General features: G+C 59.0%; 17 protein-coding genes and 1 pseudogene. 9 read left to right on the top strand and 9 right to left on the bottom strand.

Features of this window, described 5'->3' with window-relative positions:
- Positions 1-61: 61 nt before the first annotated feature.
- The 6 genes and pseudogenes from RCH11_RS06085 to RCH11_RS06060 all read right to left on the bottom strand — a co-directional run bounded on the left by RCH11_RS06085 (position 62) and on the right by RCH11_RS06060 (position 2933).
- Positions 62-472: a GNAT family acetyltransferase gene (locus RCH11_RS06085; RefSeq protein ID WP_327056098.1), complete on the bottom strand. Its 411-nt coding sequence runs from the start codon at positions 470-472 to the stop codon at positions 62-64.
- 139 nt (positions 473-611) lie between these two features.
- Entirely contained in the window at positions 612-908 is a 297-nt protein-coding gene (locus RCH11_RS06080; RefSeq protein ID WP_327056097.1) for a hypothetical protein, read from the bottom strand.
- A gap of 294 nt (positions 909-1202) precedes the next feature.
- Positions 1203-1526, bottom strand: a complete 324-nt coding sequence (locus RCH11_RS06075) for a DUF4190 domain-containing protein (RefSeq protein WP_327056202.1) — start codon at positions 1524-1526, stop codon at positions 1203-1205.
- Between the two features lie 90 nt (positions 1527-1616).
- Positions 1617-1730, bottom strand: a pseudogene (locus tag RCH11_RS06070) (DUF2510 domain-containing protein); the annotation flags it as partial.
- Between the two features lie 262 nt (positions 1731-1992).
- Positions 1993-2271, bottom strand: coding sequence for a hypothetical protein (locus tag RCH11_RS06065; protein WP_327056096.1), 279 nt, complete (start codon positions 2269-2271; stop codon positions 1993-1995).
- 389 nt (positions 2272-2660) lie between these two features.
- On the bottom strand, positions 2661-2933 hold the full coding sequence (locus tag RCH11_RS06060) for a DUF4190 domain-containing protein (RefSeq protein ID WP_327056095.1): 273 nt from the start codon (positions 2931-2933) through the stop codon (positions 2661-2663).
- Positions 2934-3534: 601 nt separating this feature from the next.
- Here RCH11_RS06060 and RCH11_RS06055 point away from each other — a divergent pair.
- The 4 genes from RCH11_RS06055 (at position 3535) to RCH11_RS06040 (ending at position 5764) form a co-directional block, all read left to right on the top strand.
- A complete protein-coding gene (locus tag RCH11_RS06055) occupies positions 3535-3822 on the top strand; it encodes an ArsR/SmtB family transcription factor (protein ID WP_327056094.1) in 288 nt (95 codons plus the stop codon).
- 11 nt (positions 3823-3833) lie between these two features.
- Positions 3834-4091 (top strand): hypothetical protein, encoded by a 258-nt coding sequence (locus RCH11_RS06050; protein ID WP_327056093.1) that lies wholly within the window; start codon positions 3834-3836, stop codon positions 4089-4091.
- A gap of 163 nt (positions 4092-4254) precedes the next feature.
- On the top strand, positions 4255-4992 hold the full coding sequence (locus tag RCH11_RS06045; RefSeq protein ID WP_327056092.1) for a hypothetical protein: 738 nt from the start codon (positions 4255-4257) through the stop codon (positions 4990-4992).
- Positions 4993-5236: 244 nt separating this feature from the next.
- Entirely contained in the window at positions 5237-5764 is a 528-nt protein-coding gene (locus RCH11_RS06040; RefSeq protein WP_327056091.1) for a GNAT family N-acetyltransferase, read from the top strand.
- A gap of 211 nt (positions 5765-5975) precedes the next feature.
- Here the strand turns inward: RCH11_RS06040 and RCH11_RS06035 are convergent, their stop codons facing one another.
- A complete protein-coding gene (locus RCH11_RS06035; protein ID WP_327056090.1) occupies positions 5976-6629 on the bottom strand; it encodes a hypothetical protein in 654 nt (217 codons plus the stop codon).
- Between the two features lie 418 nt (positions 6630-7047).
- Here RCH11_RS06035 and RCH11_RS06030 point away from each other — a divergent pair, with 418 nt between their 5' ends.
- The 3 genes from RCH11_RS06030 to RCH11_RS06020 all read left to right on the top strand — a co-directional run bounded on the left by RCH11_RS06030 (position 7048) and on the right by RCH11_RS06020 (position 8331).
- Positions 7048-7488, top strand: coding sequence for a GyrI-like domain-containing protein (locus tag RCH11_RS06030; RefSeq protein ID WP_327056089.1), 441 nt, complete (start codon positions 7048-7050; stop codon positions 7486-7488).
- 265 nt (positions 7489-7753) lie between these two features.
- Positions 7754-7990 (top strand): hypothetical protein, encoded by a 237-nt coding sequence (locus tag RCH11_RS06025; RefSeq protein WP_327056088.1) that lies wholly within the window; start codon positions 7754-7756, stop codon positions 7988-7990.
- Positions 7987-8331: a type II toxin-antitoxin system PemK/MazF family toxin gene (locus tag RCH11_RS06020; RefSeq protein WP_327056087.1), complete on the top strand. Its 345-nt coding sequence runs from the start codon at positions 7987-7989 to the stop codon at positions 8329-8331. The genes RCH11_RS06025 and RCH11_RS06020 overlap by 4 nt, the downstream gene beginning before the upstream one ends.
- Positions 8332-8431: 100 nt before the next feature.
- Here RCH11_RS06020 and RCH11_RS06015 read toward each other — a convergent pair whose 3' ends face one another.
- Positions 8432-9325: an alpha/beta fold hydrolase gene (locus RCH11_RS06015; protein ID WP_327056086.1), complete on the bottom strand. Its 894-nt coding sequence runs from the start codon at positions 9323-9325 to the stop codon at positions 8432-8434.
- A 288-nt stretch (positions 9326-9613) separates the two neighbouring features.
- On the opposite strand from RCH11_RS06015, the gene RCH11_RS06010 reads away from it, so the two are divergent.
- Entirely contained in the window at positions 9614-10333 is a 720-nt protein-coding gene (locus RCH11_RS06010) for a hypothetical protein (RefSeq protein ID WP_327056085.1), read from the top strand.
- 189 nt (positions 10334-10522) lie between these two features.
- Here RCH11_RS06010 and RCH11_RS06005 read toward each other — a convergent pair whose 3' ends face one another.
- Positions 10523-11218 carry a hypothetical protein gene (locus RCH11_RS06005; RefSeq protein ID WP_327056084.1) on the bottom strand — a complete coding sequence of 232 codons (696 nt, stop codon included), beginning with the start codon at positions 11216-11218 and terminating at the stop codon, positions 10523-10525.
- Between the two features lie 457 nt (positions 11219-11675).
- Here RCH11_RS06005 and RCH11_RS06000 point away from each other — a divergent pair, with 457 nt between their 5' ends.
- Complete coding sequence (locus tag RCH11_RS06000; protein ID WP_327056083.1) at positions 11676-12920, top strand: sugar ABC transporter substrate-binding protein; 1245 nt, start codon at positions 11676-11678, stop codon at positions 12918-12920.
- Positions 12921-13006 lie beyond the last annotated feature (86 nt).

Below are 13006 nucleotides of genomic sequence, written 5' to 3'. Positions count from 1 at the left end.
GGCTAGGGCTCCCTTGGGCCCTTCGACATATTGCCCGCGCAGGTTCTGAGCGGGCGAGCGGCTAGGTTAAGCGCTTTGATCGCACTTGAACGTTGGCGTCTTCGTAGCCGAGGTGCTCATAGAAACCAAGTACTGCTTCGTTGGTCGACCGAACCATAAGCTGAACTTTCACGGCGCCGTGTTCGCGTAGCCAGTTTTCCGCTGCCACCATCATTTGTTTACCCAATCCGGTGCCACGCTGGCTCTCATCGACAGCGAGGTAATACACCCAGCCACGGTGTCCGTCATGGCCGACCATCACAGTTCCAATTAGCCGTTCGTTGTCGAAAGCTCCAAGTACTGTCGATGTCACGCCGTCAAGTGCCCGTTGCATGTCGAGCTCGGGCGGATTCCAGGGACGGGTCAGGCCAGCTTGGAGCCAGAGTGACGTCGCTACCCCAATATCTGCCGAAGTTAGGTCGCGGATTTGCATAAACCTAGTTTGTCGTCATAACCAGACCTCGTGCCCGCAGAAAGTTCCCAAGGAACACGGCGTCTCCACGCTCGGCGCAGAGCTGGAGAGGCCGAGGATCTGTCGCGTTGGCTGTCCCTCTTGCGAGAAACCTTCCCGGCTAGCCTTCGTTGGTAGCCCGTTCGCTGTTACGAAGTCTCGCGAAATGCACAAGTGAGGGCAGATATCCGATCACAAGGAAGCCGGATACTGCAAGCAATATTCCGCCGAGCCAATCGACGGAAGCGCCGATAAACAATTCGATAAGGCGAAGCAGGAAAAATGCGGCCCAAACGCTGACGAGGACTATCGAGGATCGGAGGGAGCGTGTTGCGAGCCACCAGGGTCCTCGCGGCTTCATCGCCAGCTGGGGTGGATCGAATCCGAGAGATTCGAGCCCGTCCGGTTCATCCGCCATTCCACCAGATTACGCGTGCACGTAATCTGCTGTGGAAGATTCAATCTGGTAGACGGAACCCGCGTCCGATCAGCCTTCCTCGTGCGGGCACCCCTAAAAGTCCGAACGCGCCCATAAATGCGTTTCAAGGAGTACGGCCAATCTGCTGATCGTCCCGTGATGTGTCTCATGCGGGCGAAGGTGTTGCCCTCCCAAATTGGTGGGAGAAATCGGGCATTCGAGGGAGCCGACGCCGGGCGGGGCCCACTTACCGACTCAGCTCTTTTGATCCTCTTCGACATGCGCGCCATCGCATTACCCGCCGGGAGTGCCGCCGCCGCCTAGCACTATGACCAAGATGATGATGCCGACCATGAATCCTGGGACCGAAAGGATCAGGCCGGCAATTGCTTTTCCCTTACCCACGAAGGGAGAGCGGCTGGAGCGACGGATTCCGACGATTCCGAGGATGAGAGCCGCTATGCCCATGAGAAGCAGCGGGTTGAGGACGACCGAAATAATCCCGAAAATCAAACTCAGCGTCGCGGGTGTGTCTTTCTCCACTTGGCGATCTGCGTCACCGTGATCAAGACGGTAGGGGTCGGCGGCGTACCAGCCCGTTGGGGGTGCCTGTGGCACGGCTTCAAGTGCAGGATACCCAAATACGTTGGGTGGCGGCGCAATCGTCGGCGGGCCGAAAACAGGCGGTGCAAGAAATTGCCCTGACGGTGCTTCCTGAAATTGCGAAGTCCACGCTGCGCCATCCCACCAACGGAGCTCTGGCCGACCTTCCGGGTCTGGATACCAACCCGAACGAGGGTTGCCCGTGTTGACTTCGTTCATAGGTGCTCCAAGCTCAGTGCCGGGCAATCTTGGTGTCTGTGCGATGTGGAATGGTACAGACGAGTGATTGTGAATGTACTACTGACAGGCCTCATTGGAGCATTCATTCCCGATCTGGGCCATGGTGGCGAAAATCTGCCAGCCTGGGGGACTCATCTAATCGTTTCCGAACCCCTAGACGCATCGATCTGGCGTGTCCCCATCACCTCTTTCGCGCGCTCGGGATGAGCGAAACGCAGGAAAACTGCGTTAACGGAGATCACTAACCGACGTGTCCTGGGATCAGGATCAATACAGTTCCAGACATGACCTCGGCGATGAGCAACAGTACGGCCAGCGCGATGCGGGGCCAGATTCCTCGGCTCCAGTTCGCTGCAAGGATCGGCATGGCGGAGATCACAGCGCTGAGGACATAGTTTTTCAGCACGTTGGGGTAGACCATATCGATCCGATGCTGACTTAAATCGTCACCGAAGGGCCACATGACGACTGGAACCACCGGGTCATAAAAAGTATGAACAGCGCCAGTGGGAGCGCTCACAGCAGATTTCACATTTCGTGCGGCGACTTGGGGACGGGCAGGTAGGGAGGCCGAAACAAATTCTGCAGTTTCCCAGAGTGCACCCCATGGCGCTGGATTCTGTGTTGGATTTCGAACCGGCGAAACAGCTGACGGTGACTATCACTTCATATCCAGGCTCCCATCGATTGGGGGGCTTCCCTGCGGTCCGGGAATGCAACGCGCTGCCGACCAGTTGTCCGCAGTTTGTGGTTTATCGGCAAGCTTTGCAGGTCTCATTAGTGTCAGCATGCTCGGTCAAGCGGTGAGCGGGCCGAGGGAACGATTCTGCAGGCAACACCAGACTGCAGGAGTTTCAGAATTACGTTTCACGCTTCACTTCACCCTCCGGGGGAAGGATGTTCCAGAGATCAAGACAACCCGACGAAGAGGATCAGAAGCCACGTGAGGTATCCGTAGCCGAGCACCAGACCAGACCAAGCGAAGACCCTGCCCCGCTGACCGGTATTCCGAGTACCCCTCAAGGCAATGTGCCCCAGGATGATCGCGATCAGGGAAGAAAACCCCGACGCGATAGGACCGCTGAGAGCAAAAACAAAGCTGGCGATTGCAAAGTTTTGAGGGGAAAACTTCGACGCGAACTGACTGGGACTGTCAAAACTGGGTGGGGTGCGATCAGCCATGGGCGCATATCTTGCGGCGCTGAGCGGACATCACTACGGTCTCGATGTGTGCGATACCCGAAACGCTTCGAGTCGGAAACGAAACCATAATGCGCATGAACAAAACACCCACAACATGCCTTTCGAAAACGGGAGGAGGGTTGTAGCTAAAACGATGCAACGGTTGCGGCCAGCAAGACGACGCCAGTCGGAAGATGCATGACGGCGACAATTGGCAAGGCACTTGCCCAGGAGAGAGCCCGACATGGTCGGATCCTTTATCACCTGCGACAATACCGCCGGTCAGGGCCGAATTGATACCTGGCCCATTTCACTGAACAGCTTCACGAAGCGGGTTCTTCAGGTTGCCCCATAACGATGCCAGTCGACGTTTATTTCGGGCACTGGCTACTGCTATCGCGCGATCAAATCAGATGTCCGGTTCAGCGTTCCCCAGTGACACGGCGTCGGCGCGCTCGGCGCAGAGCCGGGCTGTCCCATGATCTGTTGCGGTGGTCGTCCCGCTAACGGGCATCCGCTCAGCAGTCTCGTCAAGCGACAATCGGTATTGACCTCACAGATACTGCACGTGTAGGTTTTCTATGACAGGTAGAGGTGATGAATGGTTGCGCTGAGTCAACGCCTGGCCGCCATCGCCAGCCCGCAACGTATGCGAATCATCGCAGAGTTGATGACCGGTCAAACGCATGTGAGTGAACTGGCTCGCCGTGTGGGAATGTCGCGCGCGCTGCTCTATATGCACCTCACCAAGCTTCAAGAAGCCGGTTTCGTTCACGGACATCTCGCGCTGTCCGAAGACGGCAAAGCGCTCAAGCTTTTCGAACTCAGCGACTTCAGTATCACCATCACACCAGCGTCGATCGCGGCGGCGTTCCCCACGGAGAACTAACAATGAACACAATGCTGAATGCAAGCGATTGGTCAAACGTGGGCGCGGCCGGCTGGATGATTCCTGTCGTTGCGATCATCGGCGGGGCGACCTTTTTGATCCTGGCCACCTATTGGAAGTACCGGCACCGCACAGCTGAAGTTGCCAGTCCGGAGTTGCGCAGAACACTGGACGCGAACACCGAGGCGAGCCGAGCCGTCCTGGCGAAGCTCGACGCACTCGACCAGCGCCTAGCGACCGTCGAGAAAACACTGACAGACATCCCCTAACGACGCCGCACCGCTGACCGTTCGGCTTGCGACCTAATCGAGCGGATCGAAGAAACCGCGTGGGTTGACCGGTTCCGTTTTCGACTGAGGCATTCGATAAATTGATTACGGTGTCCATCGGGAATGGAATGATCTCTCAATGCAGCTTCGGAATCGACACCGAGTGGATTTGTTCGAGGTGAGCCAACTGCGGTTCGTTGAAACCGCCGGTCCGGATCTCTCACCTGCTATGCGATCGACCATGGACAGCGCTTGGGACAAGGCTGTGCTTGCGAATCCTGCTTTGTTCGACGGTCCGGTGGTGCTGTGTACCGAGCTGGATCAAGCTGCTTCTGGGAATCTGGTCGTATCCTGGGCGCGCGCCACATATCGGTACCGTGTTCTGCGCCGGTTACAGGGCGCCCCGGCGCTTTCCTCTGTGTTCGTATGCGTTCTTCAGCCGACACAGGACGGGCGATTACTGATCGGTCGAATGTCGAATTCCACAAGCTTTCCCGGACAGCTGCAGTTTCCAGGTGGCAACATGGAATCGCCCCCAACGGGCCAACCGCTGACGACGGATGATCTGCGCCGCCACGCCGTAGTCGAACTCGCAGAAGAACTAGGCGTGCAGACAACCATTGAGAAATTGGACTTGTGGTCGGCGGTACGCGTGCCCAACGGGAATATCGGCTTCTTTTTCACAGCGCCGTCTCTGCCAGATGATCTCCTGATTCGCCGCCACGCTTTACTGGTTGACACTGAGCGCGAATGCGGTCGCGAACCTGAGTTTGCCGACGTAGCGCTGATTCGGGGTGGCGATGATCTCACCGGTATTGACGGTAATCCAGCAGAATATCTGGGCCCGCTCGTAAGTCAGTTCTTCGCCGCGGCGAGCCCACTCACCGAACCGAACCGGTAAATCGAAACTAAGCGATGCCCGGCGCGTCTCTGCTCGGAATGGGACGGTCGCTCATTCGCATTGACTATCCGGGTCAAACACCCGGTAACCGATCGCGATAACGCACTAACCGGGGTTGTAATTTGTCGCGTTGGCCGTTGGCTTTCGGACGGGAATACTTTTCAGCCCGGGCAACCCAGGCGGTTCGATGCTGACGTCACGGGCTGGCAGTCGCTTTCTATACCCTGCCCGTTAATATCAACTCATGATGATGACCGGAGTCGTAGAAACCGAACACCTTCGTCTACGGCCCGTTATCGAACAGGATGCCGACTCGGTGTGGCTTTTGCATTCGGATTTGCGCACGAACACATACAACCCAGCCGGCCCGATGACCCACCGGTCACAGGCTGAGCAGCAGGCGCGAGAGTGGGTTGCGAATTGGGCAGCGGACGGACATGGGTATTGGGCTGTCGAAGAATTGCATGTGCCTGGTGTGGTCATCGGTTTTGGGGGTATTCGGGCGGCAAATTGGCGCGGCCGGCAGGTCTACAACCTGGCCTACCGATTGGCGCCGACAGTATGGGGCAAAGGATTGGCCGGAGAGTTAGTTGTGGCTGCTGTCGAGCGGTGGCACGAGCTCGGCGAGCACCTCCCACTCGTGGCATATACGACGGCCGAGAATATTCCCTCGCAAAGGACTGCACTCAAGGGTGGCCTGACGAGACGACCCGACCTGGACGAAGTGACAAGCACCCACACGGATGTCGTATTCGCCTTGGGGCTGGACTGATCGCCCGTACGGGTTCCCAATGCGAAAGAGGAAAAAACAGGTCGCAAGTACTGCAGGCCCGTATGGCGTTCCCGTGTGAGACGTAGCTCTGCCCGTATGCGGTGATTGATATGACGATGCAGATCAAATATTGCCCCGCGCAGCAGTGTGGCCCATCATTACGATGGGCCACACTTCTAAGGGGCAGTACTTCCGTGCTCACCGCATATGTTTAGCGGCCGAGAAGAGCACCGATTCCGAGCCCGAGGCTCAGGTCGCCACTAGAGGAGCGGCTGTCGTCACGGTTCGAGTCGCTTGGCAGCCCGAGCCCGAGCCCAACATTGACGCCTGTTCCCGCGGCGAGGCGAGAGTTGTCACTGTTCTGTCCGGAGGTAGGCGAGTCGGCCACCACCGCGCCTTGCGTCTGCGTGTCGACTGGTGCCGTCGGTGACGACTGCGATGTGGGCGTAGCTGACGCGGGTGCAGATGACGAGGTTGATGATGTGGTGGCTGTCGCGCCCAGCTGGGTACCGGCCGAATTGGTGTCTCGGGTCGACGAATTAGAGGAACCCAGTTCGGCGGTGCTGCTAAGGGAAACCTGGCTGGTCGCGGAACTGTGTCGTGACTGACTGTTCAGAATTGCATCGACCCGAGCTTCCAGAGCAGCCGACGCCTGGGCCTCCTGCGCGGTGCGGAAGTCTGACGATTTCCACTGGTTGGATGAGGTTTGATGCTGCGAGGTATCGGAGACGGTGCTCGTTGCGGCAATCCCCGTATTCGAAGTCGATGCCATCGCGGGCCCTGCGACCCCCATGGCCAGAGCGACAGTAGCAATACCGGTGATACCGGCGATACCAAAAGCAGATTTTTTCGTTAACTCGTTCATGAACATGAACTCCTTTTCGAATCTCGGTCCGGAAGTTTTCCTGACCGCATAGGGGTCCGGAGCGGGCAGCGAAGAGGTTTGCTCCTCCGAACGAGGAAGACTCAAGAAAGGATCGAGGAAAAAAGTCTCGATCATGCTGAATGCCTACAGGCCTGATTCCATAGGAGAAAAGCTTGAAGGGATTTTTTTCCTGTACATCGCGTGGGAGCGTTTGGCCGTCGGGTGTGTATCGAGAGTTGTGAGCACCTATCGGAGTGAACTTTCTCACTAATGACCATCTGCCGACTGATCCTGATCTGGATCCGGATCATTCCGGCGATCAACCCGACAGCAGTCCTCTGGATAGAGTGGCCAGACCGCATCATTTTCGGATTCATGAGTAAGTCGTGCGCGGCCACGCCAGGGAGGGAAGGCACTAGTGGAGATTGTTGAACTTGGTGAGACTGTTGTCATTGGAATCGAAGTTGTCGCTGACTTCGGCCTGCTACGCTCCGCGATGCCTGCAGCCTGGCGCGAGCTGTTTTCCCGTCAAGACGAGGTGCCCGCCTCAGGCACAGGTGTCTTCGTCGAGGCCAGCAACCATCTAGGCGACGGCCGTTACCGCGAAACTATTGGGGCAGTAGCTGTTGTCGCCGATGTTTCAGTGCCTGATGGGATGGGTATGGCTCTCATTCCCGGTGGAAGTTTCGTCCACCACCGGCATGACGGTTCGGTGGCAACAATCGCAGGTGGTTTCCAGGCCATCTATGACTGGGCTGCGGAGCAGGGACTTACTCTCGGGAACCGCAAGCTCGATATCGGATACACGGCCGACGGTGGTGAACAACCGCACGAACTGTACGTCGACATCCTTATCTGACGGCGTCCACCTCCACGACGGAATCAGGCCATATCTAGCCGGACCGCCGGGCTATCCCAGTGATCCGCGGAGCTGCCGCTCCCATACGGCTGCAGCAGCCTCGTCTAGATGTTGAGAGAGGGAATAGGTGACAGGCCATCATTCCCGTTTAACACGAAATCAGCGAGCTCGGCAGTGCGAGTAGTCAGCCCGAGACCTGTCGCGTTGACCGTTCCGCACCTGCGATCGACTCCGGCGATGCCGACAACGACGGTATACTTAAAGTATGACTACTACGATCAAAGTCAGTGATGAGCTGCGAGATCGCTTGAAGGCGCAGGCTGCGCGAGATGGGCTGACTTTGGGTGCCCATCTGGCTCGCCTCGCCGAGGCAGATGACCGCGCGCATAGGTTGAGCGACCTGAAGACTGCGATCGCCCAGACGTCGGGCACGAGTGCGGCGCTGTACGCAGCGGAGGCCGGCGAGTGGGAGCTCGCCGAACTCGCCGACACGACCGCATGAGCGATCTTGACCTTGCGCCGGGCGTTGTCGCCTGGGCGACGCTCGAGCCTGTGCGAGGCCGCGAGCAGGGCGGCCGTCGACCCGTTCTGGTGATCGCCTCGACGGGCTACCTCGACGCCGTCACAATGCTCGTGATCGTTCTTCCCATCTCGACGGTAGACCGGGGGTGGCCGAACTGTATTGCGATTGTCGGGCCGAGTGGCCTCGATCGGCCGTCGTGGATCATGAGCGAGCAGCCTCGCACCCTCTCACGCGATCGGATTACCGGGATCGCCGGACACGTCTCCCAAGGATGCCTCAACGCAATACGGCTCTGGCTGAGCGACTTTCTCGACCTCTAAAACCCGAACGAACACTCGCCGGTATCTCGTAAGACGCCGCTGATGGTCAGCCGTAGCTCTGAACCTTCCGTCTGTGACACAGCGTCGGCACGCTCGGTTGTCAGGCGAACAGGCTCAGCACGGCTTCGGCGAACGCTTTCGGATTCTCCTGAGGAACGTTGTGTCCAATACCCGGGAGGAGCGATTGGTCATAGTGGCCGGTGAAATACTCTCGGTCCTCTTCTGCGCTGGGTCCGCCGACACCGTCGTCCCCGCTTTCGAGCACGACCGTTGGAACGGTGATCTGGGGCTCTTGCGCGATCAGGTCTTCGAGTCCCTGGTACTGAGGGTCGCCCTCGACGAGTCCGTAACGGTGGCGGTAGGAATGGATGACGACGTCAACGAAGTCGGGGTTGTGAAGGCTCGGTGCGCTCGCGAGAAACGCCTGGGAAGCGCCACCCCATGTCGGCGACCAAGTGCGCCACAACAGCTCGCACAGCTCGTCACGGTTTCGGTCGAGTCCGCGACGCCCTCGCTCCGACTGAAAGTAATACTGATACCAATAGGTGCGCTCCCATTCCGGGTCAGCAGGCTCGCCTGCGGACGCGATATTTTGCATGTTGTAGCCACCCACCGAGACGAGCCCGGCAACACGTCCAGGTTCCAGCGCGGCTGCGATGCACGCGGCCCGGCCGCCCCAGTCGTAACCCCCAACGACCGCTTTCTCGATGTTGAGGGCATCCATGAAGTCGATAAGGTCCTGCCCGAGGGCGCCCTGTTGTCCTGAGCGGATCGTCGTGTCATCGAGGAAACGAGTGGGACCGAAGCCGCGAAGGTAGGGCGCGAGTACGAATGCATCTTGGTCGGCGAGGATCGGAGCGACCTCGTCGAAAGCTCGAACGTCGTACGGGAACCCGTGCAGAAGAATTACCGGCGCTCCGCCGGCATCGCCTGAAAACTCGTAAGCGATTTCTAACACTGGTGTCGTGATGCGACCGAAGGACGTAAAGCTCATCTTCCTATTCTTGCCCACCGACCTGTTCGCCCCGATCTTCCGATGGGGACGCGTCCCTCTACGGTTCGACTTGCGGACACGAAGTCTTGGTGTTTGTCCAAACTCACACTGGCAGTGGAGCGCGCGAATCACAGGGTCGTTTCGCAAATGAGCCAGTCGCGTAAATGAGCGACACCATCGCTTACTTAGCTCGAACAATCCGTTGACGAGGGCCAAACACACGTCGCGCATTCTGAACAAGTCGGAGTACGAGTCCGGCACTCATAATCGACCACGGAAAGCAGCACAATGAACCGCATTGTTATCACCTCAGTCGTTGGCACCATCGCGGCGGCAGCCCTTGTCGTCGGCGCCGGCGCGCCGGCGTTCGCGAGCACCTCAAATTCAAACCCCTCAGCCAAGACGACGCGCACTCTGGAATCTGTCCAGACCGCCGCCAAGACGGCCACGGACAAGCGAGAAACGGCGCTGAGCGCCGCGATCGCGAAGCTCGATGTCGCGAAGGGCATCAGCGCATCCGACAAAGCGACTCTTGTGGACCGCCTCAACGCCGACTTGGCTGGAATGAAGGCCATCGAGGCCAAGATCGCCGCCGATACGACGGTGGTTGCGGCATCCGCAGACCTCAAGACCGTCTACACGACGTACCGCGTTTTCGGGGTGGCCATCCCGCAGGCGCACATCGTCGCTGAAATCGACCGCGCAACGTCGATTGAGATCCCGAAGCTGACAGCCTCACAGACGAAGCTCGGCGCCATGCTCGCGGGGAAGGACGCAGCCAAGTCGACGGCAGCTCTTCAGTCCGACCTTGCCGACATGACGAAGCAGATCGCGGCAGCAAACACCGAACTCAGTGGCGCCTCGGCAAAAGTTCTGGCGATCACGCCTACTGACTACAACTCGAACAAGACAGTGGTCAAGTCGGCGCGTGCTTCGGTGAAGACCGCGAAGAGCGATCTGAAGCAGGCCAGAACCGACCGTAAGGCGATCCTGGCCGCTCTTAAATAGTCGTCAGGCAAGGCGAGTGCTCACCCTAAAACTCACAGAGGGAGGGGGAGCGCTCGCTTACTGCCCGGCAGACCCCTTCCCGCAAAAATCCGCGGGACGTGCCCCCGGGAGGTTCGCCCCCGTGACACATCGTCAGCACCATCGGCGGTTGGGTCGTGTCGCCCGGGTCTGAGTGGATCCAGGTCTGAGTTATTGGGCAGGGTTTTCCCGGCTTGTGCCCGATAACTTTCTGGCAGTGATGACGCATCCGGTGATTGCGACGACGCAGTAGACGATCCCCGCTCCGAGATAGGTTGAGGCCAATGTGGTGGGTAGATCCCCGTCGACGAGGGCCAAGACTGCCGATATGACGACACTGGCCAGAAGCGCGGCAGCTACCGTGCAAACCAGACGGTAGAGGAGAAGGCGAAGTAACCGAAACGCGATTGGCTTGGACGGAAACCGGGTTGCCCAGATCCAGAGTCCAACCATCGCAGATACACCAGCGAGAACCTGAAGGTTCGACCCGCCGAAGATTCCCGTGACAAGCAAAACGGTAGACAAGATGGCGACGCCGACTGCCGTGGCCCGGTGGAAGCGCATTGTGTCGGTGACAGTGATGCGGGAGTAGGCCAGACACCCAGCCCACGCGAGGGCCACACCGACGATAACGATCACGGCTCCTGCCGCTAGGTGTGCCCAGACGAGAAATTCGAAACCGCTTCGCACCGTTCGCACCAAGAAGATTTCCCCGAGAACGCCGAAGATCACGATGAATGCGGGAAACGTGATCCACGACACAACAGTGGTCGGGGTGCCCCATAACTGTTCACTCTCGTGATCGTCGGCATCGTCCGAGCCGAGTGCCTCCCGTGAGGACTCGGGTTCACCGGGACTGGTGCTCATGAAGCAACGCTAGCAATCTGGGTGAGCAGGTATGCCCGGGTCGGCCCGATCGACTTCAAATCTGTCGCGTTGGCGATCCCGTTTGCTGCTGTTATTCCTAACGACACCGTGCACAACATCACGGGAGTCGCATGCAGTTCGCCCAGGAAGTCTCGATCTGCTCGACACCAGTCTCGAGTTGCTTGAGAACTGATACGGACCGCGCGAGGGGCGAGATACCTTCTCCGACCATTGAAAACGTTTACATGTGGGGGTAGACCGATCGTTGATGCGAATGAGGCAGAAAGACGATCATGCCCCCGAGATGAGGGTCATTTGGACCCGATATTGAGCTCTTGCGTTTCTTCTGGGACCTTGCTATAACTGGAAGCGCTTGCAACGTTTCGGGAGATTGTCCTCTCGCCCCTGTCTGGGGTGGCCGTAGCCTCCCTCTCCCACAGAACAGGAAGGCCCACCAATGAAGGTGACCCACACAGCCCGAATAGCAACGGCGACACTGCTCGTCGCCGGTCTAACATCCGCTGCCCTCACCGGATGCTCCGGCACGACCCCCAGTGCTACGGGATCGTCCACGCTCACACTCTGGACGGACGCCCTTCGAGCGCCGGCTCTCAAGTCGGTCTCCGCGCAGTTCCAGAAAGACACGGGCGTGACAATCAAGCTCGTCATTAAGGACTTTGCGACCGTCGACAAGGACTTCATCAGCCAGGTGCCCACCGGCAAGGGACCGGACATCATCGTGAGCCCCCATGACAAGCTCGGCGCCTATGTGCAGAACGGCGTGGTTGCGCCAATCCAACTGGGAGACTCCGCGAGCAAGTATGCAAAGGTCGCCATCCAAGCCGTCACCTACAACGGAAACGTTTACGGGCTCCCGTACTCGATCGAGAACATCGCGATGGTGCGCAACACGGCCCTCGCGCCCACGGCCGCGAAGACCTTCGATGACGTGATCACCACCGGCAAGGCTGCGGTGGCGTCCGGCACGGCGAAGTACCCGTTCCTCCTCGGACTCGACCCGAAGCAGGGCGACCCGTACCACCTGTATCCGCTGCAAACCTCTTTTGGCTCCTCGGTATTCGCGCAGAACACCGACGGTTCCTACGATGGGTCGAAGCTGACGCTCGGGGATCCTGCGGGAGTGAAGTTTGCCACCGCGCTGAAGACCTGGGGTGCCGAAGGAATTCTGAACCCGAACATCACGGCTGATATCGCCGCGACCTCATTTGCGAAGGGTGAGTCTCCGTACTTCATCACCGGTCCGTGGAACATCGGGGCCATAAAAAAGGCCGGCATCAAATACGCGATCGATCCACTGCCGACCGCTGGGCCGGATGCGGCGAAGCCGTTCCTCGGGGTCAACGCATTCTTCCTCAGCGCGAAAAGCAAGAATAAGGTCGCCGCCACCAAGTTCCTCGTGAACTACCTCGGCACCGACGCGGTGCAGGAGAAGCTGTACACGGTCGGTGACCGGGCCCCAGCGCTCACCAGCGCCTTCGACACGATCGCCGCCACGAACTCCGACATTCAAGCCTTCGGCAAGGTCGGCCGTAACGGGGTTCCGATGCCGTCGATCCCACAGATGGCGTCGGTCTGGGCCGACTGGGGATCCGCTGAGCTTGCCCTCATCAAGGGCGAGGGCGACCCTGCCACGGTCTGGAATGCAGCCGTAACCAACGTCCAGGCGAAGATCAAGGGCTGAGCCAACCCCCTGTAGTGGGCCGAGCGAGTGTTGCGCTCGGCCCACCCGCTGGCCCGTACTTGCTCATCCTGTTCGCGATCAACCGG

The sequence above is a fragment of the Glaciihabitans sp. GrIS 2.15 genome, assembly GCF_035984695.1.
GTDB lineage: Bacteria > Actinomycetota > Actinomycetes > Actinomycetales > Microbacteriaceae > Lacisediminihabitans.
This window is presented reverse-complemented; position numbering and strand designations above follow the sequence as displayed.

Coding starts and splice junctions, on each gene's coding strand:
- RCH11_RS06085 (WP_327056098.1), bottom strand. CDS start 472: ATGCAAATCCGCGACCTAACTTCGGCAGATATTGGGGTAGCGACGTCA.
- RCH11_RS06040 (WP_327056091.1), top strand. CDS start 5,237: ATGATGATGACCGGAGTCGTAGAAACCGAACACCTTCGTCTACGGCCC.
- RCH11_RS06015 (WP_327056086.1), bottom strand. CDS start 9,325: ATGAGCTTTACGTCCTTCGGTCGCATCACGACACCAGTGTTAGAAATC.
- RCH11_RS06020 (WP_327056087.1), top strand. CDS start 7,987: ATGAGCGATCTTGACCTTGCGCCGGGCGTTGTCGCCTGGGCGACGCTC.
- RCH11_RS06060 (WP_327056095.1), bottom strand. CDS start 2,933: ATGGCTGATCGCACCCCACCCAGTTTTGACAGTCCCAGTCAGTTCGCG.
- RCH11_RS06055 (WP_327056094.1), top strand. CDS start 3,535: ATGGTTGCGCTGAGTCAACGCCTGGCCGCCATCGCCAGCCCGCAACGT.
- RCH11_RS06010 (WP_327056085.1), top strand. CDS start 9,614: ATGAACCGCATTGTTATCACCTCAGTCGTTGGCACCATCGCGGCGGCA.
- RCH11_RS06080 (WP_327056097.1), bottom strand. CDS start 908: ATGGCGGATGAACCGGACGGGCTCGAATCTCTCGGATTCGATCCACCC.
- RCH11_RS06005 (WP_327056084.1), bottom strand. CDS start 11,218: ATGAGCACCAGTCCCGGTGAACCCGAGTCCTCACGGGAGGCACTCGGC.
- RCH11_RS06025 (WP_327056088.1), top strand. CDS start 7,754: ATGACTACTACGATCAAAGTCAGTGATGAGCTGCGAGATCGCTTGAAG.
- RCH11_RS06000 (WP_327056083.1), top strand. CDS start 11,676: ATGAAGGTGACCCACACAGCCCGAATAGCAACGGCGACACTGCTCGTC.
- RCH11_RS06050 (WP_327056093.1), top strand. CDS start 3,834: ATGCTGAATGCAAGCGATTGGTCAAACGTGGGCGCGGCCGGCTGGATG.
- RCH11_RS06035 (WP_327056090.1), bottom strand. CDS start 6,629: ATGAACGAGTTAACGAAAAAATCTGCTTTTGGTATCGCCGGTATCACC.